This window comes from Pseudomonas sp. ADPe, from assembly GCF_014843515.1.
Classification (GTDB): Bacteria; Pseudomonadota; Gammaproteobacteria; order Pseudomonadales; family Pseudomonadaceae; genus Pseudomonas; species Pseudomonas citronellolis.
On record NZ_CP062122.1, the window covers coordinates 3426120 to 3451672 of the forward strand.

Consider the following 25553-nt stretch of genomic DNA (forward strand, 5'->3'; position numbering starts at 1 on the left):
CTGGGTCATGGCAAGGCCGAACAGCGGAAAATTCCCATACGAACTTCAGGGATGATTAAGGCCGCGCGCCCAGTCTCGGACCAGGCTCGCAACCAGGGAGGCCATATGAAGTTCGTAGGCATCGTCATCGCCACCGTGTTGGCGGCGTTCGGGCTGGCGCTCGCGCTCGATCCGCCGGCCACTTTCGATATCTGGGTCCTGCGCAAGCAGGCCATCCTGCTGAGCGGCGTCGTCGCCTTCGCGCTGATGTCGCTGATCATGCTCCTGGCGGTACGCCCAGCCTGGCTGGAGCGGCCGCTGGGCGGGCTCGACCGCATGTACCGGGTGCACCGCTGGGCGGGCATCCTGGCCATCAGCCTGGGCCTGCTGCACTACCTGTTGGAGCTGGGCGGGCCGCTGCTGGCGAAATTCGTCGCCAAGCCGGCGAAGGGGCCGCGGGTGGAGACCTTCCTCGAGGTCTTCCGCGGCTCGGCCAAGGAGCTGGGCGAGTGGTCGGCCTGGCTGCTCGCCGCCATGCTGGTGCTGACGCTCTGGCAGCGCTTCCCCTACCACCTGTGGCGCTACGTGCACAAAGCGCTGGCGCTGGTCTACCTGGTGCTGGCCTTCCATGGCGTGGTGCTGGCGCCGGCCGGCTACTGGGCGCAGCCGCTGGGCTGGCTGCTGGCGCTGTGCGCGGCGCTGGGCTCGGTGTGCGCGCTGATCGCCCTGAGCGGGCGCATCGGCCGGCGGCGCACGCACCAGGGCGTGGTGGTGGCGGTGGCGCGGCCCGGCGAGCGCATGCTGGAAGTCACCTGCCGGCTCGGCCGCAACTGGCGGCACAAGGCCGGGCAGTTCGCCTTCCTCACCTGCGACCGCCTGGAGGGGCAGCATCCCTTCAGCATTTCCAGCGCCGACCAGGGCAACGGCGAGGTGCGCTTCAGCATCAAGGCCCTGGGCGACTACACCCGGCGCCTGCAGGACTCTCTGGAGCCGGGCGATGCGGTCAAGGTCGAGGGGCCCTATGGCTGCTTCGACTTCCGCCGCGGCGGCGAGCGCCAGGTGTGGATCGCCGGCGGCATCGGCATCACGCCCTTCCTGGCCTGGCTGGAGGCGCTGCAGCAGCACCCCGCCGATGCGCCGGAAGTGGAGCTGCACTACTGCGTGCGCAGCCCCGCCGACGCCATCTACGCCGGGCGCCTGCACGAGCTGTGCGACGGCCTGCCCAGCGTGGCGCTGAAGGTCCACTACAGCGCCGAAGAGGGCTACCTGCGCGGCGACGACCTGAGCATGGCCCCGGACGCCTCCGGTCGCTGGCCGAGCCTGTGGTTCTGCGGCCCGCAGGGCCTGGCCGACCTGCTGCGGCGCGACCTCGGCCGGCGCGGCATGCCGGCGCGCAATTTCCACCAGGAAGCCTTCCGCCTGCGCTGAGGGCTCAGAAGCCGGCTACCCCGGCCGCGGCGAGCTGGGCGCCCAGGCGCTGCACCTCGTGGTCGGCGAAGAAGGCCTGCAGTTGCCGGGCCCGGACCGGCCCGACGCCCGGCAGCTGGCGCCAGTCGCTGGCCTGCCGGGCGCTCAGTTCGGCCCAACCTTCGGTGGCCGGCAGGCTGTCGACCTGGGGCACGCCCAGCGCCCGCAACCAGTGCTGGAAGGGACGTTGCCGCGCGGCGCGGAACTGGGCGTGCAGGCGTTCGCCACTGTGCTCGGCGAAGCCCGGCAGTTGGCGCAGGGCTTCCGGCGGCAGTTCCAGCCAGTCGAGCAGGCCGGCAATCTGGCCGGCTTCCAGCAACGTCTGCCAAGTCCCAGGCCCCACGCCTTCCAAGGCCAAACCCTGTTCGCCGCCCAGCCAGGCGAGACGGGCGAGGAACTGTTCCTCGCAGCCGGGCGTTGCCCGCCAGCAACTGAGCGCGTGGTAGCGCCCGGACTCCGGGGGCTCCAGCGCAAGGCGCTGCGGCGAGCGCCAGACCACGCTTTCCACGCGCGGGATGGTCAGGCCGGCCAGAGCGATGGCCACCTGGTCGCCGGGGCGGATGTCCAGGGCCTGCCAGCGCCGCGTCGAGCCGAGGCTGACCTGGGCGATGCGGCGCTCGTCCAGCGTCACCGGTTGCAGTTCCAGCAGTGGCGTCACCCGTCCGGTGCGGCCGATGCGGAAATGCACCCGGCGCACCTCGGCCAGGGCCTGGCGGTAGGGGTATTTCCAGGCCAGCGCCCAACTGGCGCTGCCGGCCTGCCAGGCCTTCGCGGCGGGGCGCGAGCCTTGGCGGAGGACGATGCCGTCGCTGGCGAAGGGCAGGGGGCTGCGGTACCAGTGCTCGCGCTGGCGCTGGGCGTCCTCGAAACCCGTCACCGGCAGCGTCAGGGCCGCGCTGTCCGCGAGGCCCAGCGCTCTCAGGCGCTCCAGGCGTTGCGTCATGTTCCCGGGGCCGTGCGGCAATTCCCAGACGAACAGGCCGACCTGCGAAACCTGTTCGCCCGGCGCGCTGCGCGCCATCAGCCCGGCGACCTTGCCGCGGGCGCCGAGGCCGCCCTTTTGCGCCTGCACGTGGCCCGGCAGGCGCCAGTAGAGTTCGCCCTGCAACACCAGCCGCCCCGTGGCGGGCAGACGTTGCGGCACGGCCGGCAGGCGGCGGGCGTTGGCGGTCCAGTCCTGGCCGCGGATGCCGTCGCCACGGCTGATGGCCTGGACCAGTTCGCCGTCCTGGTAGACCAGCGTCACGGCCACGCCGTCGACCTTAGGTTGCACCCAGAGGTCCTCGCGCCCGGCCATCCACTGGCGGACTTCGTTGGTGTCGGCGGCCTTGTCCAGGCCGGTATGGGCTGCGGGGTGGCGCAGCTTGCCGCGGGTGGCCGGCAGTGGCGGGGGCGGCTCGATGGCGAGCTGTGGATAACAGCTGCGCCAAAGGCTGAAGCGTTGCCGGGCCTGGTCGTAGAGTTCGTCGGCGATCGGGCTTTCGCCGCGCTGGTGGTAGGCCTGGTCCCAGGCTTCCAGTTGCTGGCGCAGGCCCAGCAGCTCTTCGCGGGCGCGCTGTTCGGGCCAGTCGGGGCAGGCCAGGGAGAGGCTGGGGACGAGCAGCAGGGCTGAGGCGAGCAGGGCTTTCATCGGCGGGCTTCCTTGCGCCTGGAGGGGGTTCCAGACTAGGTGTGCCGCCGCCGCGAAGGGGCCGGGTGGAGTGTGGGAGGCTTCCGAGATGCGGCGCCATCGCGAACAGGATTCAGGGAGCGTCGTGATTTCACTTCACGCCAAACGGTGAATCCAATCGCGGACAGAGTCCGCTCCTACGCCCAAGCTTCCCTGAATCGTCGGAGCAACTGTCTCACCGACTGCGCCGAGCTGCTTTACGTAGGATGGGTTGAGCCTGCGAAACCCATGCGGTTGCGCTGATGGGTATCGCTTCGCTCAACACCATCCTACGAAAAGCCATGCTCGCTCATGCGGTAGGAGACTCTGTCCGCGATGGGATCGAGGTCGGAGCGAAGGACAGGATGCGTGCGCGAAGCCATGGCCCATCCCATACGAAAAATGCCGTTTCCCCCAGACAGAGAAACGGCATTCTTTCTTACCGTGAACAGCCTGCCGGAGCAGGCTGTTCCGTCGGACGGACCTTACAGGCCAGCCGCGTCACGCAGGGCGGCGGCCTTGTCGGTGCGCTCCCAGGTGAAGGCGGTGAAAGTGTCATCGCCGTAGGTCAGCTCGTACGGGTTGCGGCCGAAGTGACCGTAGGCCGCAGTGGGCTGGTACATCGGGTGCAGCAGGTCGAGCATCTTGGTGATCGCGTACGGACGCAGGTCGAAGTGCTCGCGAACCAGCTGGACGATCTTCTCGTCGCTGATCTTGCCGGTGCCGAAGGTGTTCACCGAGATGGAGGTCGGCTGGGCCACGCCGATGGCGTAGGACACCTGGATCTCACAACGCTCGGCCAGGCCGGCGGCGACGATGTTCTTGGCCACGTAGCGGCCGGCGTAGGCGGCGCTGCGGTCGACCTTGGACGGGTCCTTGCCGGAGAAGGCGCCGCCGCCGTGGCGGGCCATGCCGCCGTAGGAGTCGACGATGATCTTGCGCCCGGTCAGGCCGCAGTCGCCCACCGGCCCGCCGATGACGAAGTTGCCGGTCGGGTTGATGTGGAACTGGGTGTCCTTGTGCAGCAGCTCGGCCGGCAGCACGTGCTTGATGATCAGTTCCATCACGCCTTCGCGCAGGTCGGCGTAGGAGACGTCCGGGTTGTGCTGGGTGGACAGCACGATGGCGTCGATGCCCACCACCTTGCCGCCTTCGTAGCGGCAGGTGACCTGGCTCTTGGCGTCCGGGCGCAGCCACGGCAGCAGGCCGGACTTGCGTGCTTCGGCCTGGCGCTCGACCAGGCGGTGGGAGAAGCAGATCGGCGCCGGCATCAGCACGTCGGTCTCGTTGCTGGCGTAGCCGAACATCAGGCCCTGGTCGCCGGCGCCCTGGTCTTCGGGCTTGGCGCGGTCGACGCCCTGGTTGATGTCCACCGACTGCTTGCCGATGATGTTCAGCACGCCGCAGGTGGCGCCGTCGAAGCCGACGTCGGAGCTGTTGTAGCCGATGTCGATGATGACCTTGCGCACCAGGTCTTCGAGGTCGACCCAGGCCGAGGTGGTGACTTCGCCGGCGATGATGGCGACGCCGGTCTTCACCAGGGTCTCGCAGGCCACGCGGGCGTACTTGTCCTTGGCGATGATGGCGTCCAGCACCGCGTCGGAGATCTGGTCGGCGATCTTGTCCGGATGGCCTTCGGATACGGATTCGGAGGTGAAAATCGAGTATTCGCTCATCTAACGGTTCCTGTCTTTACCGGTGGGTGAGGACGCTTCGCGAATCCGGCTTGGCGAAATGCCGCACCTGGATCTGAAAGCCATTACGTAAACCAATGTACAAGCTCTCGCCGGGGGCGAGCCCCGCGGCATCGGCCCAAAGGGCCAGGTCTTCCTGTTCGAACCCCAGCCAGAGGTCCCCGCAGGCTTCGCGGGCCCAGCTCTGGTCGTGGCTGCACAGTTCGGTCACCAGCAGGCTGCCGCCCGGCTTCACCAGGCGCGCCAGCTGGCGCAGGGCCTCGGCGGGCGCCGCGAAATGGTGCAGCACCATGTTCAGCACCACGCAGTCGGCCGGTTCGGCGGCGTCCTGCAGGGCGTCGGCCAGGTCCAGCCGCACGTTCGTCAGCCCTGCTTCCAGGCAGCGCCGGCGGGCCAGGTCGAGCATGGCCACGCTGTTGTCCAGCGCGGTCACCCGCGCGAAACGCCGGGCCAGCTCGGGGAGGAACCCGCCGTCGCCGGGGCCGACTTCCAGCGCCGTGGCGCCGGGGGCGAAGCTCAGTGCGTCGAGCAGCGCCAGAACACTTTCACGGTATTGCGGCAGCCCCGCGATCAGGTCCTGCGTGGCCTGGAACTTCTCCGCGCTGCGGGCGAAGTAGTCGCGGCTCACCGCCGCGCGCTGGGCATGCACCGCGGCGACGCGGGCGTCCACCTCGGCCGGCAGCGCCAGCTCGTCCACTTCCGCCAGCAGCGCCCCGTGCAGCTTGCCGCCGAGGCTGTCGGCCTGGGGCAGGGCGCGGCGGTAGAAGATCGCGTTGCCTTCGCGGCGCGTCGCCACCAGGCCGGCCTGGGCCAGCACCTTCAGGTGGTGGCTCATGCCCGACTGGCGGATGGCGAAGATCTGCGCCAGCTCCAGCACGCCGAACGAATCGTTGGCCAGCACCCGCAGCACGTTCAGCCGCAGCGGGTCGCCGCCGGCCTTGCACAGCGCGGCCAGCTCGTCGCAGGCATCGTGGCGGATCAGGGGCATGCGCAGGCTCATAGGGGGCGGAGTCTAGAGCCCCGGGAGGATGCTGGCAACGGCTGTATCAAAAAGTTTTGATATTGGAGACGGAAGGTAGCGGCAATGCCAGGACTGCAGGAGCGAGCTTGCTCGCGAACCGGCCTGGCACGGCGCTTGTTCGCGAGCAAGCTCGCTCCTGCCAAAGGCGGCTCGCGCCAGAAACCTGCCGCCTGTAGCCTGCGGCCCGATTGTCATTGCCCCGCGATGGCCGGCTGGGCGAAAATGGCCGCCTTTTTTCATCCCTTCGATCAATCGAAGCAGCCCCCGCAGGAGATTCAGCGATGCCCAGCCGTCGTGAGCGAGCCAATGCCATCCGCGCACTGAGCATGGATGCCGTGCAGAAAGCCAACAGCGGCCACCCAGGCGCCCCCATGGGGATGGCGGACATCGCCGAAGTGCTCTGGCGCGACTACCTCAAGCACAACCCGGGCAACCCGCAGTGGGCCGACCGCGACCGCTTCGTGCTGTCCAACGGCCACGGCTCGATGCTGATCTACTCGCTGCTGCACCTGACCGGCTACGACCTGGGCATCGAGGACCTGAAGAACTTCCGCCAGCTCAACTCGCGCACCCCGGGCCACCCGGAGTACGGCTACACCGCGGGCGTGGAGACCACCACCGGCCCGCTCGGCCAGGGCATCGCCAACGCCGTGGGCATGGCCCTGGCGGAGAAGGTGCTGGCCGCGCAGTTCAACCGCGAAGGGCACGGCATCGTCGACCACTACACCTACGCCTTCCTCGGCGACGGCTGCATGATGGAAGGCATCTCCCACGAGGTCGCCTCCCTGGCCGGCACCCTGCGCCTGAACAAGCTGATCGCCTTCTACGACGACAACGGCATCTCCATCGACGGCGAGGTCCACGGCTGGTTCACCGACGACACCCCGAAGCGCTTCGAAGCCTACGGCTGGCAGGTGATCCGCAACGTCGACGGCCACGACGCCGACGAGATCAAGACCGCCATCGAGACCGCGCGCAAGAGCGACGCCCCGACGCTGATCTGCTGCAAGACCGTGATCGGCTTCGGCTCGCCGAACAAGCAGGGCAAGGAAGAGTGCCACGGCGCGCCGCTGGGCAATGACGAGATCGTCGCCACCCGCGCCGCCCTGGGCTGGAACCACGGCCCGTTCGAAATCCCCACCGAGATCTATGCCGAGTGGAGCGCCAAGGAAACCGGCGCCGCCCGCGAGGCCGAGTGGAACCAGCGCTTCGCCGCCTACCAGGCCGCGCACCCGGAACTGGCCGCCGAGTTCCAGCGCCGCGTCAAGGGCGAACTGCCGGCCGACTTCGCCGAGCAGGCCGCGGCCTACGTCGCCGAAGTCGCCGCCAAGGGCGAGACCATCGCCAGCCGCAAGGCCAGCCAGAACGCGCTGAACGCCTTCGGCCCGCTGCTGCCGGAACTGCTCGGCGGCTCCGCCGACCTGGCCGGCTCCAACCTGACCCTGTGGAAGGGCTGCAAGGGCGTGACCCCCGCCGACGCCTCGGGCAACTACGTGTTCTACGGCGTGCGCGAGTTCGGCATGAGCGCCATCATGAACGGCGTGGCCCTGCACGGCGGCTTCATCCCCTACGGCGCGACCTTCCTGATCTTCATGGAATACGCCCGCAACGCGGTGCGCATGTCCGCCCTGATGAAGCAGCGCGTGCTCTACGTGTTCACCCACGACTCCATCGGCCTGGGCGAGGACGGCCCGACCCACCAGCCCATCGAGCAACTGGCCAGCCTGCGCCTGACGCCGAACCTGGACACCTGGCGCCCGGCCGACGCGGCCGAGTCCGCGGTGGCCTGGAAGTACGCCATCGAGCGCAACGACGGTCCCTCGGCGCTGATCTTCAGCCGCCAGAACCTGCCGCACCAGGCGCGCGACGCCGAGCAGCTGGCCAACGTCGCCCGCGGCGGCTACGTGCTCAAGGACTGCGCCGGCGAGCCGGAGCTGATCCTGATCGCCACCGGCTCGGAAGTCGGCCTGGCCGTGCAGGCCTACGACAAGCTCAGCGCCGAAGGCCGCCAGGTGCGCGTGGTCTCCATGCCCTCCACCAGCGTCTTCGAGCAGCAGGACGCCGGCTACAAGCAGGCCGTGCTGCCGGTGCAGGTCGGCGCGCGCATCGCCATCGAGGCCGGCCACGCCGACTACTGGTACAAGTACGTGGGCCTGGAAGGCCGCGTGATCGGCATGACCACCTTCGGCGAGTCGGCCCCGGCGCCGGCGCTGTTCGAGCACTTCGGCTTTACCGTCGAAAACGTGCTCGCGGTTGCCGAAGAACTCCTGGAAGACTGAAAAGACGCTGGAGGCTGGAGGCTGAAGGCTGGACGACAAGCGGCGCCGAGCTGCTGTTTCGTCCAGCCTCCAGCCTCCAGCTTTCGAGCGGCTTGTGATTAGGCAGGCCCGAATGCCCCGGAATCCGTCCTACCGTGTCGCCCTCAATGGCTACGGCCGCATCGGCCGCTGCGTGTTCCGCGCCCTGCACGAGCGCGGCGCGAAGGCCGGCTTTTCCATCGTCGCGCTGAACGACCTGGCCGACCTGCCGAGCCTGGAATACCTGACCCGCTTCGACTCCACCCATGGCCGCTTCCCCGGCGAGGTGAGCGTGGCCGACGGCTGCCTGCACGTCGGCGGCGACTGCGTGAAGGTGCTGCGCCAGGCCGAGCCCGAGGCCATCGACTGGGCGACGCTGGACGTCGACCTGGTGCTGGAGTGCTCCGGCGTCTACCACAGCCGCGCCGATGGCCAGCGCTTCCTCGCCGCCGGCGCGCCGCGGGTACTGTTCTCCCAGCCCATGGCCAGCGAGGCCGACGTCGACGCCACCGTGGTCTTCGGCATCAACCAGCAACAGCTGTCCGGCGCCGAGAAGCTGGTCTCCAACGCTTCCTGCACCACCAACTGCAGCGTGCCGCTGCTCAAGCTGCTGAACGAGGCCGTGGGCATCGAGTACGTCTCGATCACCACCATCCACTCGGCGATGAACGACCAGCCGGTGATCGACGCCTACCACCACGAGGACCTGCGCCGCACGCGCTCGGCCTTCCAGTCGGTGATCCCGGTATCGACGGGGCTGGCAAGGGGCATCGAGCGCCTGCTCCCGGAACTTGCCGGGCGAATCCAGGCCAAAGCCATCCGGGTGCCGACGGTGAACGTCTCGGCCCTGGACATCACCCTGCAGGTTTCCCGCGACACTTCCGCCGCGGAAATCAACAGGGTGCTGTGCGAGGCCGCCGGCAGCGGGCCGCTCAAGGGCCTGCTGGACTACACCGAGCTGCCCCACGCCAGTTGCGACTTCAACCACGACCCGCACTCGGCGATCGTCGACGGCAGCCAGACCCGCGTTTCCGGGCCGCGCCTGGTGAACCTGCTGGCCTGGTTCGACAACGAGTGGGGCTTCGCCAACCGCATGCTCGACACCGCGGGGCACTTCCTGCGGGTCGCCGCCAGTGAACGTTAAACAACCAGCCCAGACAGGACTGATGTCATGACCGTTTTGAAGATGACCGACCTCGACCTCCAAGGTAAGCGCGTGCTGATCCGCGAGGACCTCAACGTGCCGGTGAAGGACGGCGTGGTGAAGAGCGACGCCCGCATCCTGGCCTCGCTGCCCACCATCAAGCTGGCCCTGGAGAAGGGCGCGGCGGTGATGGTCTGCTCGCACCTGGGCCGCCCCACCGAGGGCGAGTTCTCCGAGGAGAACAGCCTCAAGCCGGTCGCCGACTACCTGAGCAAGGCCCTGGGCCGCGACGTGCCGCTGGTGCGCGACTACCTCGACGGCGTCGAGGTCAAGCCGGGCGAGCTGGTGCTGTTCGAGAACGTGCGCTTCAACAAGGGCGAGAAGAAGAACGCCGACGAGCTGGCGCAGAAGTACGCCGCGCTGTGCGACGTGTTCGTCATGGATGCCTTCGGCACCGCCCACCGCGCCGAGGGTTCGACCCATGGCGTGGCCAAGTTCGCCAAGGTCGCCGCGGCCGGCCCGCTGCTGGCCGCCGAGCTGGACGCCCTGGGCACGGCCCTGGGCAACCCGGCGCGGCCGATGGCGGCCATCGTCGCCGGCTCCAAGGTTTCCACCAAACTCGACGTGCTCAACAGCCTGGCGCAGATCTGCGACCAGCTGATCGTCGGCGGCGGCATCGCCAACACCTTCCTCGCCGCGGCCGGCTACAAGGTCGGCAAGTCGCTGTACGAGGCCGACCTGGTCGACACCGCCAAGGCCATCGCGGCCAAGGTCAGCGTGCCGCTGCCGGTCGACGTCGTGGTGGCCAAGGAGTTCGCCGAAAGCGCCGCCGCCACCGTCAAGGCCATCGCCGACGTCGCCGACGACGACATGATCCTCGACATCGGCCCGCAGACCGCCGCGCAGTTCGCCGAGCTGCTGAAGTCGTCGAAGACCATCCTGTGGAACGGCCCGGTGGGCGTCTTCGAGTTCGACCAGTTCGGCGAAGGCACCAGGACCCTGGCCCTGGCCATCGCCGAGAGCCCGGCGTTCTCCATCGCCGGCGGCGGCGACACCCTGGCGGCCATCGACAAGTATGGCGTGGCCGAGCGGATCTCCTACATTTCCACCGGTGGCGGCGCCTTCCTCGAGTTCGTCGAAGGCAAGGTCCTGCCGGCCGTGGAAGTGCTGGAGCAGCGCGCCAAGCAGTGAGCCTGGCGGCGTCCGACCCCCGGTGAAATGCCCCTGAACCGGGGCGCCGGGGCGGCGCGGGGCTGAATGGACATACGGCATCGCCGTGAGAGGGAGAATTGCCCGATGAAGCGTTACCTCGCCGCCCTGGCCCTGGGCGCCCTGCTGGCCGGTTGCTCCAGCCACCCCGCGGGAAGCGGCGCCGGCACCGCCAAAGGTGGCTGGAACCACTGGACCTGCGACAGCGGCGCCGTGGTGATCTGGCGCTACGTCGAAGGCGCCCGCTCGTCGGTGGTGGACCTGCGCCTGGGCGAGGACGACGTCGTCCATCACCTGGAGGAGGAACCCGGCGGGTCCGGTGCTTTCTATAGTGACGGACTGGTCGGTTTCAGCATCACCGGCGAGCAGGGGCTGATCTACTGGGTGGAAAGCAACGACCTGATCGGCCGCGGCTGCCGCGCACGCTAGCACCGCGCGGCGCAACAGACTTGAATGCGGCCTGCCCCTGCGGCAGGCTGTCGAACCATAGAACGAGCCCAACTTCCTGGGAGAAGTGAAAACATGGCACTCATCAGCATGCGCCAAATGCTGGACCACGCCGCCGAGTTCGGCTACGGCGTTCCGGCTTTCAACGTCAACAACCTCGAGCAGATGCGCGCCATCATGGAAGCGGCCGACAAGACCGATTCCCCGGTGATCGTGCAGGCCTCGGCCGGCGCCCGCAAATACGCCGGCGCGCCTTTCCTGCGCCACCTGATCCTGGCGGCCATCGAGGAATTCCCGCACATCCCGGTGTGCATGCACCAGGACCACGGCACCAGCCCCGACGTTTGCCAGCGCTCCATCCAGCTGGGCTTCAGCTCGGTGATGATGGACGGCTCGCTGAAGGAAGACGGCAAGACCCCGGCCGACTACGAATACAACGTCCGCGTGACCCAGCAGACCGTGGCCTTCGCCCATGCCTGCGGCGTGTCCGTGGAAGGTGAGCTGGGCTGCCTGGGCTCCCTGGAAACCGGCATGGCCGGCGAGGAAGACGGCGTCGGCGCCGAAGGCGTGCTGGACCATAGCCAGCTGCTGACCGACCCGGAAGAAGCCGCCGACTTCGTCAAGAAAACCAAGGTCGACGCCCTGGCCATCGCCATCGGCACCAGCCACGGCGCCTACAAGTTCACCAAGCCGCCGACCGGCGACATCCTCGCCATCGACCGCATCAAGGCGATCCACGCGCGCATCCCGGGCACCCACCTGGTGATGCACGGCTCCTCCTCGGTACCGCAGGACTGGCTGGCGATCATCAACGAGTTCGGCGGCGAAATCCCGGAAACCTACGGCGTTCCGGTGGAAGAAATCGTCGAAGGCATCAAGTACGGCGTGCGCAAGGTGAACATCGACACCGACCTGCGCCTGGCCTCCACCGGCGCCATCCGTCGCTTCCTGGCGCAGAACAAGAGCGAGTTCGACCCGCGCAAGTACTTCGCCAAGACCATCGAAGCCATGCGCGACGTGTGCATCGCCCGCTACGAAGCCTTCGGCACCGCCGGCCACGCCTCCAAGATCAAGCCGATCTCCCTGGAAGCCATGTTCCAGCGCTACGCCAAGGGCGAACTGGAGCCGAAGATCAACTGATCCGGCCCCGTCCCTGAAGAGCCCCGCCCCGGCGGGGCTCTTTCGTATCCATGCCAGACACAGAGGCTGCCATGCGTTGGCTCGTCCCCCTGCTGATGCTCCTGCTCGCCGGTTGCGCCGCGCAGCCGCCCGGTGCGCCCGCGCCCGCCGCAGCCCCCGCGCCGCGAGCGCCGGCGGTCGACCTGCCGGTGGACGCGCAGAACTGCCTGAGCCACACCGAGTGCACGCTGAAGACCTCGCGCTCGCTGCTGTTCGTCTTCGACTACGCCGCGGCCGGCGCGCCCCTGGTGGTCAGCGAAGGCCGCCTGCTGAGTACCCCGGAGAAGGCGCCGAACAAGGGCTGGCCGGCGCTGCGCATCCAACTGGCCGAGCCCGACGGCGGGCGCTTCGAGTTCCACAGCCAGTGCCGGCAGAAGCGCTGCCGGATCAGCGAGGCCAGGCTGCTCGCCTGCTACCGCGACTACCTGGAAGGCAAGGCCTGCCGGCTGCGCTGAGTGTGCTATACCGGAGGGCGACACCGTACAGGAGAGCCGTTCATGGATAGCGTCCACGCCAGCGCCCAGCAGGGCTTCGGCCAGGAAGCCCAGACCTACGCCCACGGGCGCCCCGAATACCCCGACGAGCTGCTCGGCTGGCTCGACGGCAGCCTCGGCATCAAGGCCGGCAGCAAGGTGGCCGACCTCGGCGCCGGCACCGGCAAGTTCACCCGCCTGCTGCTGCGCACCGGCGCCGAAGTGACCGCCATCGAGCCGGTGGCGGCCATGCGCGAACGCCTGCACGAGGAGCTGCCCGACGTGCGTGTGCTGGAAGGCACGGCTCGGGGCATGCCGCTGGCCGACGCCAGCCTGGACGCCGTGCTCTGCGCCCAGGCCTTCCACTGGTTCGCCAACCCCGAGGCGCTGCGCGAGATCCACCGCGTGCTGCGCCCGCGCGGCCACCTGGGGCTGGTATGGAACGTGCGCGACGAGCGGGTGGACTGGGTCGCCGAACTGACCCACATAGTCGCGCCCTACGAGGGCAGCACCCCGCGCTTCCACACCGGCGAATGGCGCCGGGCCTTCGCCGGCGCGCCCTTCGGCCCGCTGCAGCTGCGCGAGTTCAGCTACCGCCACGTCGGCCCGCCGGAGCAGGTGATAGTGGCGCGGACGCTGTCGATCAGCTTCATCGCCGCGTTGCCGGCGGAGCAGAAGGCGCGGGTCGAGCAGCGCCTGCAGGAACTGATCGCCACCCACCCGGCGCTCAAGGGCCAGGCCGAGGTGGCCTTCCCCTACCGCACCGAGGCCTATTCGGCGGTGGTGCTGGACTGAGCCTGCGAAGGGGCGCGCGGATCGGCTAGACTGCGCGCCCCGTCACAGCGAACCGACCTTCATGCAACCGCTCCGCTACCTCCAGGCCTACCCGCAACAGCTGCAGGACCAGGTGCGCCAGCTGATTGCCGAGGATCGCCTGGGCGACTACCTGCAGCGCCGCTACCCCGGGCGCCACGAGGTGCAGAGCGACAAGGCGCTGTACGCCTATGCCATGCAGCTCAAGCAGGAGCACATGCGCAACGCGCCGGCGGTGGACAAGGTGCTCTACGACAGCAAGCTGGACGTGATGCAGCGCGCCCTGGGGCTGAACACCGCGATCTCGCGGGTGCAGGGCGGCAAGCTGAAGGCGAAGAAGGAAATCCGCGTGGCCTCGCTGTTCAAGGACGCGGCGCCGGAATTTCTCAGGATGATTCTGGTGCACGAACTGGCGCACCTGCGCGAGCGCGACCACAACAAGGCCTTCTACCAGCTCTGCGAATACATGCTGCCGGGCTACCACCAGCTGGAATTCGACCTGCGCGTCTACCTGACCTGGCGCGAGCTGGACTGAGCCCCTGACGCCTTGCGCGCCACGGAGGCCGGGTTGCCGCGGGAAGCTCCCGGCGATCGGATGGGGGTCGACCGCACAGGAGCCTTCCCCCGCCGCATCCGGAGAGTAATCAAAAGATTTGGCATATTGCCATCAGTCTTTTCGGAATTTTTCCCCATTTGGGGGAAAAATCGTCGCAGACGTAAGGTGGATCACCTGCGGCTTCGGTGTACTGGCTCACCTTCGCACCCTCTCCCCAGCCCTCTCCCTGAAGGGAGAGGGAGCCGTACGGTGCTGCCGGTTAGTTCTGAGTCACCCCGCAAGTCCGCTATTTCCGGCGAGCGTCGAACTAACGCTTCACACGGAACGGTCCCCTCTCCCTTCAGGGAGAGGGTTAGGGAGAGGGAACGGCGCCAAGCCATAGCACCGAAGCCCCAGGTGAGCACCGACCTCCTAAAAGAGCCCCCTACGAAAAACGCCGTCCCCCCTCAGGGGGACGGCGTTCCCGTAAAGCCAGCGCAGGCGATCAGAACAGATCCATCGGCGCGCCTTCGTCGGCCGGCAGCGGCGTGCCCGGCGCGCCGCTGCCCAGTTCGCTCATGGGCGGCGGGGTGTCTTCGCTCTTGAACAGCTCGAAGTAGGCGCCCGGCGTGCCCGGCGGCGCGGCGCGGCCGCTGAGCGGGTCGATGCGCAGGCTGACCAGGCCGGAGGGCTCGGGCAGCGTGTGCGAGGGCTTGTCCTTGAGCGCCGCGCCCATGTAGCGCATCCAGATCGGCAGCGCCACGTTGCCGCCGAACTCGCGGCGGCCGAGGCTTTCCGGCTGGTCGAAGCCGACCCACACGGTGGTCATGTAGTCGGCGTTGAAGCCGGAGAACCAGGCGTCCTTGGAGTCGTTGGTGGTGCCGGTCTTGCCGGCCAGGTCGTCGCGCTTGAGGGCCAGGGCGCGGCGGCCGGTGCCGCGCTTGATCACGTCCTGCAGCATGCTGGTCATGATGTAGGCGGTGCGGGCGTCGATGATGCGTTCGGCCGGGGTCGGCTCGATGGTGGTCCTGGCATGGGCCGGGTCGTTGTCCTCCGCCGGCGCGGCGACGGGCTGCGCGGCCTCCTTGTCGGCGACCTGCGGGTTGTCCTCCACCGGCACGCTGGGCGGGTTGGCCTGGTACAGCACCTGGCCGTCGCGGCTTTCGATGCGGTCGACCACGTAGGGGCTGATCTTGTAGCCGCCGTTGGCGAAGGTGCTCCAGGCGCCGGCGATCTCCAGGGGCGTCAGGTTCGCGGTGCCCAGCGCCATGGACAGGTTCGGCGGCAGTTCCTGGGCATCGAAGCCGAAGCGGCTGATGTACTGGCGCGCGCGCTCCACGCCCAGGGCCTGCAGGGTGCGGATCGAGACCATGTTGCGCGACTTGTACAGCGCCTCGCGCAGCGGGATGGGGCCGAGGAAGGTGTTGGTGTCGTTCTTCGGCCGCCAGACCTTGTCCAGGTACTCGTCGACGAACACGATGGGCGCATCGTTGACCAGGCTGGCGGCGGTGAAGCCGTTGTCCAGCGCGCAGCTGTAGATGAACGGCTTGAAGCTGGAGCCGGGCTGGCGCTTGGCCTGGACGGCGCGGTTGTAGCTGCTCTGCTCGAAGGAGAAGCCGCCGACCAGGGCCATGATGGCGCCGTTGTCCGGGTTCAGCGAGACCAGCGCGCTCTGCGCCGCCGGCACCTGGGTCAGGCGCAGGGCGCCGTCGTCCTTGCGCTGCACGCGGATCAGGTCGCCGGGCTGCAGCACGTCGCCGGGCTGGCGCGGCGCCGGGCCCATGCTGTTGCTGCTGAGGAAGGGGCGGGCCCACTTCATGTTGTCCCAACTGATGGTGTCGTCCTTGCCGTCACGGGTGACGACCATCACGCCGCTCTTCTCAACGCGGGTGACGATGGCCGGCTCCAGGCCGCCAATCGGGCGCTGCTGGGCCACCGCCAGGCGCCAGGCATCCAGCGACTTGCCCGGCATGCGCGCCTCGGGGCCGCGGTAGCCGTGGCGCTGGTCGTATTCTTGGAGGCCTTCGCGCAGGGCGTCGTTGGCGTACTGCTGCAGGTCGCTGCGCACCGTGGTGTAGACCCGGTAGCCCTCGGTGTAGGCGTTGCCGCCGTAGCGGCCGACCATTTCGGCGCGGGCCATTTCGGCGATGTACGGGGCTGCCAGTTCCGGGCTCGCCACGTGGTAGGAGGCGCCCACCGGCTCGGCGACGGCTTCCTGGTAGCGGGCCTGGTCGATGAAGCCGAGCTTGTTCATCCGCTCGAGAATCCAGTTGCGCCGCTCCATGCTGCGCGCCACGTTGGCCAGCGGGTTGTAGCGCGAGGGCGCCTTGGGCAGGCCGGCGATCATCGCCATCTGCGCCAGGCTCAGGTCCTTGATCGACTTGCCGTAGTAGACCTGGGCGGCGGCCTCGATGCCGTAGGCGCGGTTGCCGAGGTAGATCTTGTTGACGTACAGCTCGAGGATCTCGTCCTTGGTCAGCTCGCGCTCGATCTGCAGGGCCAGGAGGATCTCGGTGATCTTGCGCGAGAAGCTGCGCTCGTTGGTCAGGAAGTAGTTCTTCGCCACCTGCATGGTGATGGTGCTGCCGCCGGTCTGGATGTGACCGGTCGACAATAATTGCGCGGCAGCGCGCATAAGGCTCTTCACGTCCACGCCATAATGATTGGCGAAATTGTCGTCCTCGGCCGACAGAAGGGCGTGAATGAAATCCGGCGGGATGTCAGCGAAACGGATAGGCGTGCGGCGCATCTCGCCGAACTCTGCTATCAATTTGTTATCACTGCTGTAAACCCGCAGCGGAATCTGCAGCTGCACGTTGCGCAGGGCGTCGACCGAAGGCAGGCTGGGGCTCAGGTACAGGTAGGCGCCACTTAAACCGAGCAGCACTCCACAAAAAAGGGTGACGCAAGTCCACCACAGAAACTTCAGCAGGCGCATTGGCAGGTCTTGGATTTCCAGGGAAAAGAGAGAGTTAAGCGAAAGGTGCGGCGAAAAGGGAAAAGCTGATCACATTATAAGCAGTTTTTTTGCCAGCGAGCTATTTGCGCGGGTGTCAAGTCTGGTATCTAATGTCAAAAAACATAAATCGTCCGTAAGTCTCGGATGCTGATAGGAAATCAGTCGTGCTAGGGCTCTTCACTAAGAAAGCGAACACACTGCTGGGGATCGACATCAGTTCGACTTCGGTCAAACTCCTCGAGTTGAGCCGTTCGGGCGGGCGCTACAAGGTAGAGGCCTACGCCGTAGAGCCGCTCCCGCCGAACTCGGTGGTCGAGAAAAACATCGCCGAACTGGAGGGGGTCGGCCAGGCGCTGTCGCGGGTGGTCGCCAAGGCGCGCACCGGCGTGAAGACGGCTGCCGTGGCGGTCGCCGGCTCGGCGGTCATCACCAAGACCATCGAGATGGACGGCGGGCTTTCCGAAGACGAGCTGGAGAACCAGCTCAAGATCGAAGCCGACCAGTACATTCCCTATCCCCTGGAGGAAGTCGCCATCGACTTCGAGGTCCAGGGCGTATCCGCGCGCAACGCCGAGCGCGTCGACGTGCTGCTGGCGGCCTGCCGCAAGGAGAACGTCGAGGTGCGCGAGGCCGCGCTGGCCCTGGCCGGGCTCACTGCCAAGGTGGTGGACGTCGAGGCCTACGCGCTGGAGCGCGCCTTCGGCCTGCTCGGCGACCAGTTGGGCGGCAACGCCGACGAGCTGACCGTCGCGGTGGTCGACATCGGCGCCACCATGACCACCCTCAGCGTCCTCCACCACGGCCGCACCATCTATACCCGCGAGCAGCTGTTCGGCGGGCGCCAGCTCACCGAGGAGATCCAGCGCCGCTATGGCCTGTCGGTGGAGGAAGCCGGCCTTGCCAAGAAGCAGGGCGGTCTTCCGGATGACTACGACAGCGAAGTGTTGCAACCGTTCAAGGATGCGGTGGTGCAGCAGGTCTCGCGTTCGCTGCAGTTCTTCTTCGCCGCTGGCCAGTTCAACGACGTCGACTACATCCTGCTCGCTGGCGGCACGGCTTCCATCCCCGACCTGGACCGGCTCATCCAGCAGAAGATCGGCACCCCGACGCTGGTGGCCAACCCCTTCGCCGACATGGTGCTGAGCAACAAGGTGAATGCCGGGGCGCTGGCCAGTGATGCGCCGGCGCTGATGATTGCCTGCGGTCTGGCGATGAGGAGTTTCGACTGATGGCACGCATCAACCTACTGCCATGGCGGGAGCAGCTGCGCGAGGAGCGCAAGCAGCGCTTCCTGGTTGCCCTGGGCGGCGTGCTGCTGGTCTCCGGCGGCCTGGTGTTCCTCGGTGACCAGTACTTCAGCTCGGCGATCGAGAACCAGAGCGCGCGCAACGACTTCCTGCGCAAGGAAATCGCCGTGCTGGACGCCCGCATCAAGGAGATCAGCGAGCTGAAGACGCGCCGCCAGCAATTGCTGGAGCGGATGAAGATCATCCAGGACCTGCAGGGCAACCGGCCGATCATCGGGCGCGTCTTCGACCAACTGGTGCGCACCCTGCCCGATGGCGTGTACTACACCGGCCTGAAGATGAACGGCCACACCATCGCCATCGCCGGCGCCGCCGAGTCCAACAACCGCGTGTCCAACCTGATGCGCAACCTGGACGCCTCCGACTGGCTGACCTCGCCCAATCTCACCGAGGTCAAGGCGGTCACCCAGGGCGCCGTCGATCAGGCCAACACCTTCCAGCTCACCGTGCAGCAGACGCAGCCTGGCGAGAAGGTCAAGGAGCAGGAGAAGAAGACAGTCGCGCAAGGAGCCAAGAAATGAGTCTGGCCGATTCCCTGCAAAGCCTGCGCAAGATCGACATCAACGAGCTGGACTTCAACAACGTCGGTTCCTGGCCCGCCGCGGCCAAGGTGATCGCCGGCGCGCTGCTGATGGTGCTGGTGCTGGTGCTCGGCTACCAGTTCCACCTCAAGGACCTGCAAGGCGAGCTGGACCAGCGCCGGGCCGAGGAAGAGACGCTCAAGCAGCAGTTCGGCACCAAGGCCTTCCAGGCGGCCAACCTGGAAGCCTACAAGAACCAGATGAAGGAGATGGAAGAGTCCTTCGGCGCGCTGCTGCGCCAGCTGCCCAGCGACACCGAGGTGCCCGGGCTGCTCGAGGACATCACCCGCACCGGCCTGGGCAGCGGCCTGGAGTTCGAGGAAATCAAGCTGCTGCCGGAAGTCACCCAGCAGTTCTACATCGAGCTGCCGATACAGATCAGCGTGGTCGGCGGCTACCACGACCTGGCGACCTTCGTCAGCGGCGTGGCCAGCCTGCCGCGGATCGTCACCCTGCACGACTTCGAGATCAAACCCGTGAGTGCGGACAGTACCACCAAGCTGCGCATGACCATCGTGGCCAAGACCTACCGCTACAACGACAAGGGCGTGCAGGCCAAGCCGGCGGCCAACAAGGCGGGGGCGAAGAAATGAACAAGCGCCTGATGCTCTGTGGTCTGTTGTTGCTCAGCCTGAACGGCTGCGGTTCGGGTGGCGATTTCGCCGACCTGCAGGCGTACATGGACGAAGTCCGTGCGCGGCCCAAGGGCTCCATCGAGCCGCTGCCCAAGTTCCAGCCCTACGAGGCCTTCACCTACAACGCCTCGTCCCTGCGCAGCCCGTTCCAGCCGCCGGTGAAGATCGACCTGGCGATCAAGCAGAAGGGCTCCAAGGTGGTCAAGCCCGACGAAACGCGGGTCAAGCAGTTCCTCGAAGGTTTCAACATCGAGACCTTCGAGATGGTGGGGACACTGTCCAACCAGGAGGGTACGTTCGCCCTGGTCCGCGGTGCAGGAGGGGTGCACCGGGTCAAGGTGGGGGATTATCTGGGGCGCAACGATGGGAAGATCGTTTCCATCAGCGAAGGCAAGATCGATGTAGTCGAGATCGTTCCTGATGGTGAGGGTGGCTGGCTCGAACGTCCGCGCAGCCTGACTCTCAAGGAGCGCTCCTAAGGGCGGGGATGACCATGGATAACAAACTGCTGTCTGCACGACGGATACAGACGACGATGAACAGAACTATGACCCGCCTGGGCTTTGCCCTGTTGGCCGGCCTTTTCGCGCCGAGCCTGCTCGCCGCCAACCTGCAGCGCGTCGACGTGGCCTCGCTGCCGGGGGATCGCGTGGAGCTCAAGCTGGGCTTCGACGAGCCGGTGGCCGCGCCGCGTGGCTACACCATCGAGCAGCCGGCGCGCATCGCCCTGGACCTGCCGGGCGTGCAGAACAAGCTGGGCAGCAAGAACCGCGAGCTGGGCGTGGGCAACGCGCGCAGCCTGACCGTGGTCGAGGCCAAGGACCGCACCCGCCTGATCATCAACCTGACCACCCTGGTGCCGTATTCCACCCGCGCCCAGGGCAACGACCTGATCATCCTGGTTGGCCAGGGGGGCGGCGCGCCCGCCGCGGCGGCCAGCTCCGCACCGAGCGCGGCCCCGGCCTATGCCGCGGCGCCTCGCCCGGCGCAGCCCAAGCCCTACGTGCCGGTGGGCAAGGCGATCCGCAACATCGACTTCCAGCGCGGCGAGCAGGGCGAGGGCAACGTGGTCATCGACCTGTCCGACCCGAGCGTCAGCCCGGACATCCAGGAGCAGGGCGGCAAGATCCGCCTGGACTTCCCGCGCACCCAGCTGCCCGACAGCCTGCGCGTGCGCCTGGACGTGAAGGACTTCGCCACCCCGGTGCAGTTCGTCAACGCCTCGGCGGCCGGCGACAAGGCCAGCATCGTCATCGAGCCCAGCGGCCTGTACGACTACCTGGTGTTCCAGACCGACAACCGCATGACCGTCAGCATCAAGCCGATGACCGCCAACGAGGCCGAGAAGCGCAAGAAGGACAGCTTCGCCTACACCGGCGAGAAGCTGTCGCTGAACTTCCAGGACATCGACGTGCGCTCGGTGCTGCAGCTGATCGCCGACTTCACCGACCTGAACCTGGTGGCCTCGGACACCGTGCAGGGCAACATCACCCTGCGCCTGCAGAACGTGCCCTGGGACCAGGCGCTGGACCTGGTGCTCAAGACCAAGGGCCTGGACAAGCGCAAGGTCGGCAACGTCCTGCTGGTGGCGCCGGCCGACGAGATCGCCGCGCGCGAGCGCCAGGAGCTGGAAGCGCAGAAGCAGATCGCCGAACTGGCGCCCCTGCGCCGCGAGCTGATCCAGGTGAACTACGCCAAGGCCTCCGACATCGCCAAGCTGTTCCAGTCCGTGACCGGCACCAGTTCCGGCCCGGGCGCCCAGCCTGCCGCCGGCACCGACAACCGTGGCTCCATCACCGTCGACGACCGCACCAACGCCATCATCGCCTACCAGACCCAGGACCGCCTGGACGAGCTGCGCCGCATCGTCTCGCAGCTGGACATCCCGGTACGCCAGGTGATGATCGAGGCGCGCATCGTCGAGGCCAGCGTCGACTACACCAAGGAGCTGGGGGTGCAGTGGGGTGGTTCGCTGAATAATCGCGGCAACTTCAACATCACCGGTGGTACTGGTGGTACCAGCAGTGCGAATACCTTCGTCGATCTGGGCGTCAGCACCGCGTCCCCGACCTCCGGTATCGGCATCGGCTTCGTCACCGACAACACCACCCTGGACCTGCAGCTCAACGCCATGGAGAAGACCGGCAACGGCGAAGTGGTGTCGCAGCCGAAGGTGGTCACCTCGGACAAGGAAACCGCGAAGATCCTCAAGGGCTCGGAGATTCCCTACCAGGAAGCCAGCTCCAGCGGCGCCACCTCGGTGTCCTTCAAGGAGGCCGCGCTGTCCCTGGAGGTCACTCCGCAGATCACCCCGGACAACCGCATCATCATGCAGGTCAAGGTGAACAAGGACGAGCCCGACTACCAGAACGCGCTGCTCGGCGTGCCGCCGATCAAGAAGAACGAGGTCAACGCCAAGGTACTGGTCAACGACGGTGAAACCATCGTCATCGGCGGGGTGTTCTCCAACACCCAGACCAAGACCACCTCCAAGGTCCCGTTCCTCGGCGACGTACCGGTCGTCGGCCGCCTGTTCAAGAACGACTATGTGACGGACACCAAGAACGAGCTTCTGGTTTTCCTCACTCCCCGGATCATGAATAATCAGGCCATTGCCATCGATCGTTGATCAATGCCGTGCCCAATCTGATTCTGGTAGGCCCGATGGGTGCTGGAAAGAGCACCATCGGGCGTCTTCTTGCCAAAGAGCTGCACCTCGACTTCAAGGACTCCGACAAGGAGATCGAACAGCGCTGCGGAGCCAACATCCCCTGGATCTTCGACGTCGAGGGGGAGGCCGGCTTTCGTGAGCGGGAAAGCGCCATGCTCGCCGAGCTCTGCGACGGCGACGGCGTGGTGATCGCCACCGGCGGCGGCGCCGTGCTGCGCGAGGCCAACCGCGCCGCGCTCAAGGCCGGCGGCAAGGTGGTCTACCTGCACGCCTCGGTCGACCAGCAGATCGCCCGCACCGCCCGCGACAGGAATCGGCCGCTGCTGCAGAAGCCCAACCCGGGGCAGATCCTGCGCGACCTCATGGCCCTGCGCGATCCGCTGTACCGGGAGATCGCCGACGTGGTGGTGGAAACCGACGAGCGGCCACCGCGCCTGGTGGTGCTGGAGATACTCGATCGCCTGCGCAGGCTGGAGCGCCATTAAAGGGCGCGCGGTTCTGCGTTATCCTAGTGCCCTTTCCTGTCTGGGGGCTTCATGCGCACACTCACTGTCGATCTCGGCGACCGCAGCTACCCGATCCACATCGGCGAAGGGCTGCTGGACGATCCGCGTCATTTCGCGCCCCACATCCGCGGGCGGCAGGTCGCCATCGTCACCAACGAGACCATCGCGCCGCTGTACCTGGCGCGCCTGCAGAAGACGCTGGCCGACTACGCGCAGATCGCCGTGGTCCTGCCCGATGGCGAAGCCTACAAGCAGTGGGAAACCCTGCAGTTGATCTTCGATGCCCTGCTGCAGGCGCGGCATGACCGCAAGACCACCCTGATCGCCCTTGGCGGCGGCGTGGTCGGCGACATGACCGGCTTCGCCGCGGCCTGCTACCAGCGCGGCGTCGATTTCATCCAGGTGCCGACCACCCTGCTGTCCCAGGTGGATTCCTCGGTGGGCGGCAAGACCGGTATCAACCACCCGCTGGGCAAGAACATGATCGGCGCTTTCTACCAGCCGCAGGCGGTGGTGATCGATGCCGCCTCGCTGCGCACGTTGCCGGCGCGCGAGCTGTCCGCCGGCCTGGCGGAAGTGATCAAGTACGGCCTGATCTGCGACGAGCCTTTCCTCGCCTGGCTGGAAGACAACGTCGACGCGCTGCTGGCGCTCGACTCCGCCGCGCTGGCCGAAGCCATCGAGCGCTCCTGCGCGGCCAAGGCCCGGGTGGTGGGCGCCGACGAACGGGAATCCGGGGTGCGCGCCACCCTGAACCTCGGCCACACCTTCGGCCACGCCATCGAGACCCACATGGGCTATGGCGTCTGGCTGCACGGCGAAGCCGTGGGTGCGGGAACCGTGATGGCACTGCAGATGTCGCATCTGTTGGGCTGGCTGACCGCCGCCGAGCGCGACCGCGGCGTGCGCCTGCTGCAACGGGCGAAGCTGCCGGTGGTGCCGCCGAAGGAAATGAGCGCCGGGGACTTCCTCGAGCACATGGCGGTGGACAAGAAAGTGCTCGACGGCCGTCTGCGCCTCGTATTGCTGAAAGGGCTGGGGGATGCGGTGGTCACTGCGGACTTCCCTCGTGAGATTCTGGAAGAAACCCTGCGTACTGATTACCAGGCCCTGGTCGATCAGTTAGGAGAACATTGAGGTCCCATGTCCAGCTTGCATGCCGATGAGGCCTTCCTGGCCCACTACCAGTTCAGCCACGACCCCTTCGCTCCGCGGGTTCCTGGCTTCAAGTTCTTCCCGGCACAGCGCAAGCCGGTGCTGGGCCAACTGCACCACCTGGCGCGCTACAGCCACCTGCTGCTGGCGGTGACCGGCCCCCTGGGCAGCGGCAAGACGCTGCTGCGCCAGGCCCTGGTGGCCAGCACCAACAAGGATGCGGTGTCCAGCGTGGTGATCTCCGGCCGCTCGGCGGCCGACGAAGCCACGCTGATGCGCCAGTTGGCCCAGGGCCTGGGCATCACCCAGGTGAGCATCGAGGCCATCCTGGCCAAGGTTGCCCAACTGGCGATCACCGGGCAGGACGTCTACCTGCTGGTGGACGATGCCGAGCAGCTGCGTGACGGCGCCCTCGAGGTGCTGCTGTTGCTGGCCGCCGGCAACAGCGAAGCGCGCCTGCACGTGTTCCTGTTCGGCGAGCCCGAGCTGCTGTCGCGGCTGGAGGCGCTGTCCGAGGGCGAGGAGCGCTTCCACGCCATCGAGCTGCAGCCCTACAGCGAGGAAGAGACCCGCGAATACCTGGCGCAGCGCCTGGAAGGCGCAGGGCAGGGCGCCGAGCTGATTTCCGACGACCTGCTGGCCGACATCCACGAGCAGTCCGGCGGCTGGCCGGGCTCGATCAACCAGGTGGCCCGCGACGCCCTGATCGAGGCGATGCTGGCCGACCGTGGCGGCGCCCGCAAGGCCGCTCCTGGCGCCAGTCTGCGCCTGCCGAAGAAACATCTGCTGATCCTCGGCGTGGTCGCCATCGGCGTGGTCGCCGCCTGGTTCATGCAGGGCCGCACCAGCAAGCCGGATAGCGCCGCCACCCAGGCTTCCGCGCAGTTGCCGATGGGTTCCGCCGCGCAGCCGGGCGCCGCCCAGGCGCCGGCCTCGGGCTCCGGCCCCTCGGTGGAGTTCGCCGGTTCCAACCAGCCGGTGCCGCTGCCGCTGGTGGGCGAGGCCCAGCCGGTCATCCGCGAGCCCATGGCCCAGGCCGGTGGCCAGGAAGACGCCGACGAAGGCGCCATGCCCGCGCCTGGCGTGCCGCCGACCGTGACCACCTCCGCACCGCCGCTCGCGCCGCTGGCCGGCAAGAGCGCGCCGCAACCGCTGAACCCGGTGCCGCCGGCGCCGAGCGTGGCGAGCGCTCCGGCGCAGCCGGTGGTTTCGACGCCTGCCCCGGCCCCGGTCAGCAAACCGGTGGCCAAGGCCGAGCCGGTGAAACCGGTCGCCAAGCCCGCGGCCAAGCCGGCAGAACCCAAGGCCGTGGCCAAGGCTGCGCCGAGCAAGCCGGCGGCCCCGGCCAAGGCCAGCGCCGCCGCCGGTGGTGCCGGTAGCCAGTGGTATCGCTCGCAGCCCGCGGGGAATTATGCTGTGCAGGTGCTGGGCACCGGCTCCGAGGCCAGCGCCAAGGCCTACATCAGCAAGCAGGGCGGCGGCGAGTACCGCTACTTCCGCAAGACCCTGCAGGGCAAGCCCTTCTACGTGGTGACCTACGGCAGCTTCCCCAGCCGCGCCGCCGCCGTGGCCGCGGTGAAGAGCCTGTCGGCCAAGGCCCAGGGCGGCAAACCCTGGCCGCGCACCTTCGCCAGCATCCAGCAGGAAATCGCCAGCGCCCGCTGACGCGCTGTCGCAAAAATGAAAACCCGCCAGTCACAAGCACGACTGGCGGGTTTTTTCTTTCAGGAATGCGACATCCAGTTTCAGCCTCTCGCCAAAAATTTGTGAGGCGCCTTGTACCTATGTACAATGGCCTCCCTTTGCCTGTCGGAAACTTGCCGCTTGAGCGAG

21 protein-coding genes are annotated in these 25553 nt (G+C 67.5%); 17 read left to right on the top strand and 4 right to left on the bottom strand.

Annotation, left to right across the window (positions count from 1 at the left end; genetic code table 11):
- Positions 1-105 precede the first annotated feature (105 nt).
- A complete protein-coding gene (locus tag IG194_RS15555) occupies positions 106-1407 on the top strand; it encodes a ferric reductase-like transmembrane domain-containing protein (RefSeq protein WP_058488145.1) in 1302 nt (433 codons plus the stop codon).
- A gap of 4 nt (positions 1408-1411) precedes the next feature.
- On the opposite strand, the gene ligB is transcribed toward IG194_RS15555, so the two are convergent.
- The 3 genes from ligB to IG194_RS15570 all read right to left on the bottom strand — a co-directional run bounded on the left by ligB (position 1412) and on the right by IG194_RS15570 (position 5788).
- The gene (gene ligB / locus IG194_RS15560; RefSeq protein ID WP_058488146.1) at positions 1412-3076 is read right to left on the bottom strand and encodes an NAD-dependent DNA ligase LigB; all 1665 of its coding nucleotides are present in this window, start codon (positions 3074-3076) and stop codon (positions 1412-1414) included.
- Positions 3077-3579: 503 nt separating this feature from the next.
- The gene (gene metK / locus IG194_RS15565; protein ID WP_058070747.1) at positions 3580-4770 is read right to left on the bottom strand and encodes a methionine adenosyltransferase; all 1191 of its coding nucleotides are present in this window, start codon (positions 4768-4770) and stop codon (positions 3580-3582) included.
- Positions 4771-4786: 16 nt separating this feature from the next.
- Entirely contained in the window at positions 4787-5788 is a 1002-nt protein-coding gene (locus IG194_RS15570) for an ArsR/SmtB family transcription factor (RefSeq protein WP_024128059.1), read from the bottom strand.
- 302 nt (positions 5789-6090) lie between these two features.
- Between IG194_RS15570 and tkt the strand changes: the two genes are divergently transcribed.
- From tkt to IG194_RS15610, 8 genes are all read left to right on the top strand, one after another.
- Positions 6091-8088, top strand: coding sequence for a transketolase (gene tkt, locus IG194_RS15575; RefSeq protein ID WP_058488147.1), 1998 nt, complete (start codon positions 6091-6093; stop codon positions 8086-8088).
- A gap of 112 nt (positions 8089-8200) precedes the next feature.
- A complete protein-coding gene (gene epd, locus IG194_RS15580; RefSeq protein ID WP_058488148.1) occupies positions 8201-9250 on the top strand; it encodes an erythrose-4-phosphate dehydrogenase in 1050 nt (349 codons plus the stop codon).
- A 27-nt stretch (positions 9251-9277) separates the two neighbouring features.
- The gene (locus IG194_RS15585) at positions 9278-10441 is read left to right on the top strand and encodes a phosphoglycerate kinase (protein ID WP_043313173.1); all 1164 of its coding nucleotides are present in this window, start codon (positions 9278-9280) and stop codon (positions 10439-10441) included.
- A gap of 105 nt (positions 10442-10546) precedes the next feature.
- The gene (locus tag IG194_RS15590) at positions 10547-10888 is read left to right on the top strand and encodes an MliC family protein (RefSeq protein ID WP_043268458.1); all 342 of its coding nucleotides are present in this window, start codon (positions 10547-10549) and stop codon (positions 10886-10888) included.
- A gap of 93 nt (positions 10889-10981) precedes the next feature.
- A complete protein-coding gene (fba, locus tag IG194_RS15595; protein WP_009613660.1) occupies positions 10982-12046 on the top strand; it encodes a class II fructose-bisphosphate aldolase in 1065 nt (354 codons plus the stop codon).
- Positions 12047-12117: 71 nt separating this feature from the next.
- Positions 12118-12540, top strand: coding sequence for a hypothetical protein (locus tag IG194_RS15600; protein ID WP_058488149.1), 423 nt, complete (start codon positions 12118-12120; stop codon positions 12538-12540).
- A 42-nt stretch (positions 12541-12582) separates the two neighbouring features.
- Entirely contained in the window at positions 12583-13353 is a 771-nt protein-coding gene (locus tag IG194_RS15605) for a class I SAM-dependent methyltransferase (protein ID WP_058488150.1), read from the top strand.
- Positions 13354-13414: 61 nt separating this feature from the next.
- On the top strand, positions 13415-13906 hold the full coding sequence (locus IG194_RS15610) for a M48 family metallopeptidase (protein ID WP_058488151.1): 492 nt from the start codon (positions 13415-13417) through the stop codon (positions 13904-13906).
- A gap of 505 nt (positions 13907-14411) precedes the next feature.
- Here IG194_RS15610 and IG194_RS15615 read toward each other — a convergent pair.
- Positions 14412-16844, bottom strand: coding sequence for a penicillin-binding protein 1A (locus IG194_RS15615; protein WP_043268466.1), 2433 nt, complete (start codon positions 16842-16844; stop codon positions 14412-14414).
- Between the two features lie 185 nt (positions 16845-17029).
- On the opposite strand from IG194_RS15615, the gene IG194_RS15620 reads away from it, so the two are divergent.
- The 8 genes from IG194_RS15620 to IG194_RS15655 are packed head-to-tail and all read left to right on the top strand — an operon-like array spanning position 17030 to position 25385.
- Positions 17030-18094 (top strand): pilus assembly protein PilM, encoded by a 1065-nt coding sequence (locus IG194_RS15620; RefSeq protein ID WP_009613650.1) that lies wholly within the window; start codon positions 17030-17032, stop codon positions 18092-18094.
- A complete protein-coding gene (gene pilN, locus IG194_RS15625; protein WP_009613648.1) occupies positions 18094-18693 on the top strand; it encodes a type 4a pilus biogenesis protein PilN in 600 nt (199 codons plus the stop codon). The genes IG194_RS15620 and pilN overlap by 1 nt, the downstream gene beginning before the upstream one ends.
- Entirely contained in the window at positions 18690-19346 is a 657-nt protein-coding gene (pilO, locus tag IG194_RS15630; RefSeq protein WP_009613645.1) for a type 4a pilus biogenesis protein PilO, read from the top strand. The genes pilN and pilO overlap by 4 nt, the downstream gene beginning before the upstream one ends.
- Positions 19343-19867 carry a type 4a pilus biogenesis lipoprotein PilP gene (gene pilP / locus IG194_RS15635; protein ID WP_009613643.1) on the top strand — a complete coding sequence of 175 codons (525 nt, stop codon included), beginning with the start codon at positions 19343-19345 and terminating at the stop codon, positions 19865-19867. Before pilO ends, pilP begins: the two co-directional genes overlap by 4 nt.
- A 56-nt stretch (positions 19868-19923) precedes the next feature.
- Positions 19924-22017, top strand: coding sequence for a type IV pilus secretin PilQ (gene pilQ, locus IG194_RS15640; protein WP_058488152.1), 2094 nt, complete (start codon positions 19924-19926; stop codon positions 22015-22017).
- 8 nt (positions 22018-22025) lie between these two features.
- Complete coding sequence (gene aroK, locus IG194_RS15645) at positions 22026-22544, top strand: shikimate kinase AroK (protein WP_024128057.1); 519 nt, start codon at positions 22026-22028, stop codon at positions 22542-22544.
- A gap of 51 nt (positions 22545-22595) precedes the next feature.
- Positions 22596-23702 carry a 3-dehydroquinate synthase gene (aroB, locus tag IG194_RS15650; RefSeq protein WP_043313186.1) on the top strand — a complete coding sequence of 369 codons (1107 nt, stop codon included), beginning with the start codon at positions 22596-22598 and terminating at the stop codon, positions 23700-23702.
- A gap of 6 nt (positions 23703-23708) precedes the next feature.
- Positions 23709-25385, top strand: a complete 1677-nt coding sequence (locus IG194_RS15655) for an AAA family ATPase (RefSeq protein ID WP_043268470.1) — start codon at positions 23709-23711, stop codon at positions 25383-25385.
- Positions 25386-25553 lie beyond the last annotated feature (168 nt).

Excerpts from the sequence above, each read along its gene's own strand:
- metK (WP_058070747.1), bottom strand. The coding sequence starts at position 4,770 with ATGAGCGAATACTCGATTTTCACCTCCGAATCCGTATCCGAAGGCCAT.
- IG194_RS15585 (WP_043313173.1), top strand. The coding sequence starts at position 9,278 with ATGACCGTTTTGAAGATGACCGACCTCGACCTCCAAGGTAAGCGCGTG.
- pilP (WP_009613643.1), top strand. The coding sequence starts at position 19,343 with ATGAACAAGCGCCTGATGCTCTGTGGTCTGTTGTTGCTCAGCCTGAAC.
- IG194_RS15615 (WP_043268466.1), bottom strand. The coding sequence starts at position 16,844 with ATGCGCCTGCTGAAGTTTCTGTGGTGGACTTGCGTCACCCTTTTTTGT.
- IG194_RS15605 (WP_058488150.1), top strand. The coding sequence starts at position 12,583 with ATGGATAGCGTCCACGCCAGCGCCCAGCAGGGCTTCGGCCAGGAAGCC.
- pilO (WP_009613645.1), top strand. The coding sequence starts at position 18,690 with ATGAGTCTGGCCGATTCCCTGCAAAGCCTGCGCAAGATCGACATCAAC.
- tkt (WP_058488147.1), top strand. The coding sequence starts at position 6,091 with ATGCCCAGCCGTCGTGAGCGAGCCAATGCCATCCGCGCACTGAGCATG.
- IG194_RS15555 (WP_058488145.1), top strand. The coding sequence starts at position 106 with ATGAAGTTCGTAGGCATCGTCATCGCCACCGTGTTGGCGGCGTTCGGG.
- IG194_RS15570 (WP_024128059.1), bottom strand. The coding sequence starts at position 5,788 with ATGAGCCTGCGCATGCCCCTGATCCGCCACGATGCCTGCGACGAGCTG.
- fba (WP_009613660.1), top strand. The coding sequence starts at position 10,982 with ATGGCACTCATCAGCATGCGCCAAATGCTGGACCACGCCGCCGAGTTC.
- IG194_RS15590 (WP_043268458.1), top strand. The coding sequence starts at position 10,547 with ATGAAGCGTTACCTCGCCGCCCTGGCCCTGGGCGCCCTGCTGGCCGGT.
- epd (WP_058488148.1), top strand. The coding sequence starts at position 8,201 with ATGCCCCGGAATCCGTCCTACCGTGTCGCCCTCAATGGCTACGGCCGC.
- aroB (WP_043313186.1), top strand. The coding sequence starts at position 22,596 with ATGCGCACACTCACTGTCGATCTCGGCGACCGCAGCTACCCGATCCAC.
- IG194_RS15610 (WP_058488151.1), top strand. The coding sequence starts at position 13,415 with ATGCAACCGCTCCGCTACCTCCAGGCCTACCCGCAACAGCTGCAGGAC.
- ligB (WP_058488146.1), bottom strand. The coding sequence starts at position 3,076 with ATGAAAGCCCTGCTCGCCTCAGCCCTGCTGCTCGTCCCCAGCCTCTCC.
- IG194_RS15655 (WP_043268470.1), top strand. The coding sequence starts at position 23,709 with ATGTCCAGCTTGCATGCCGATGAGGCCTTCCTGGCCCACTACCAGTTC.
- pilN (WP_009613648.1), top strand. The coding sequence starts at position 18,094 with ATGGCACGCATCAACCTACTGCCATGGCGGGAGCAGCTGCGCGAGGAG.
- IG194_RS15600 (WP_058488149.1), top strand. The coding sequence starts at position 12,118 with ATGCGTTGGCTCGTCCCCCTGCTGATGCTCCTGCTCGCCGGTTGCGCC.
- pilQ (WP_058488152.1), top strand. The coding sequence starts at position 19,924 with ATGAACAGAACTATGACCCGCCTGGGCTTTGCCCTGTTGGCCGGCCTT.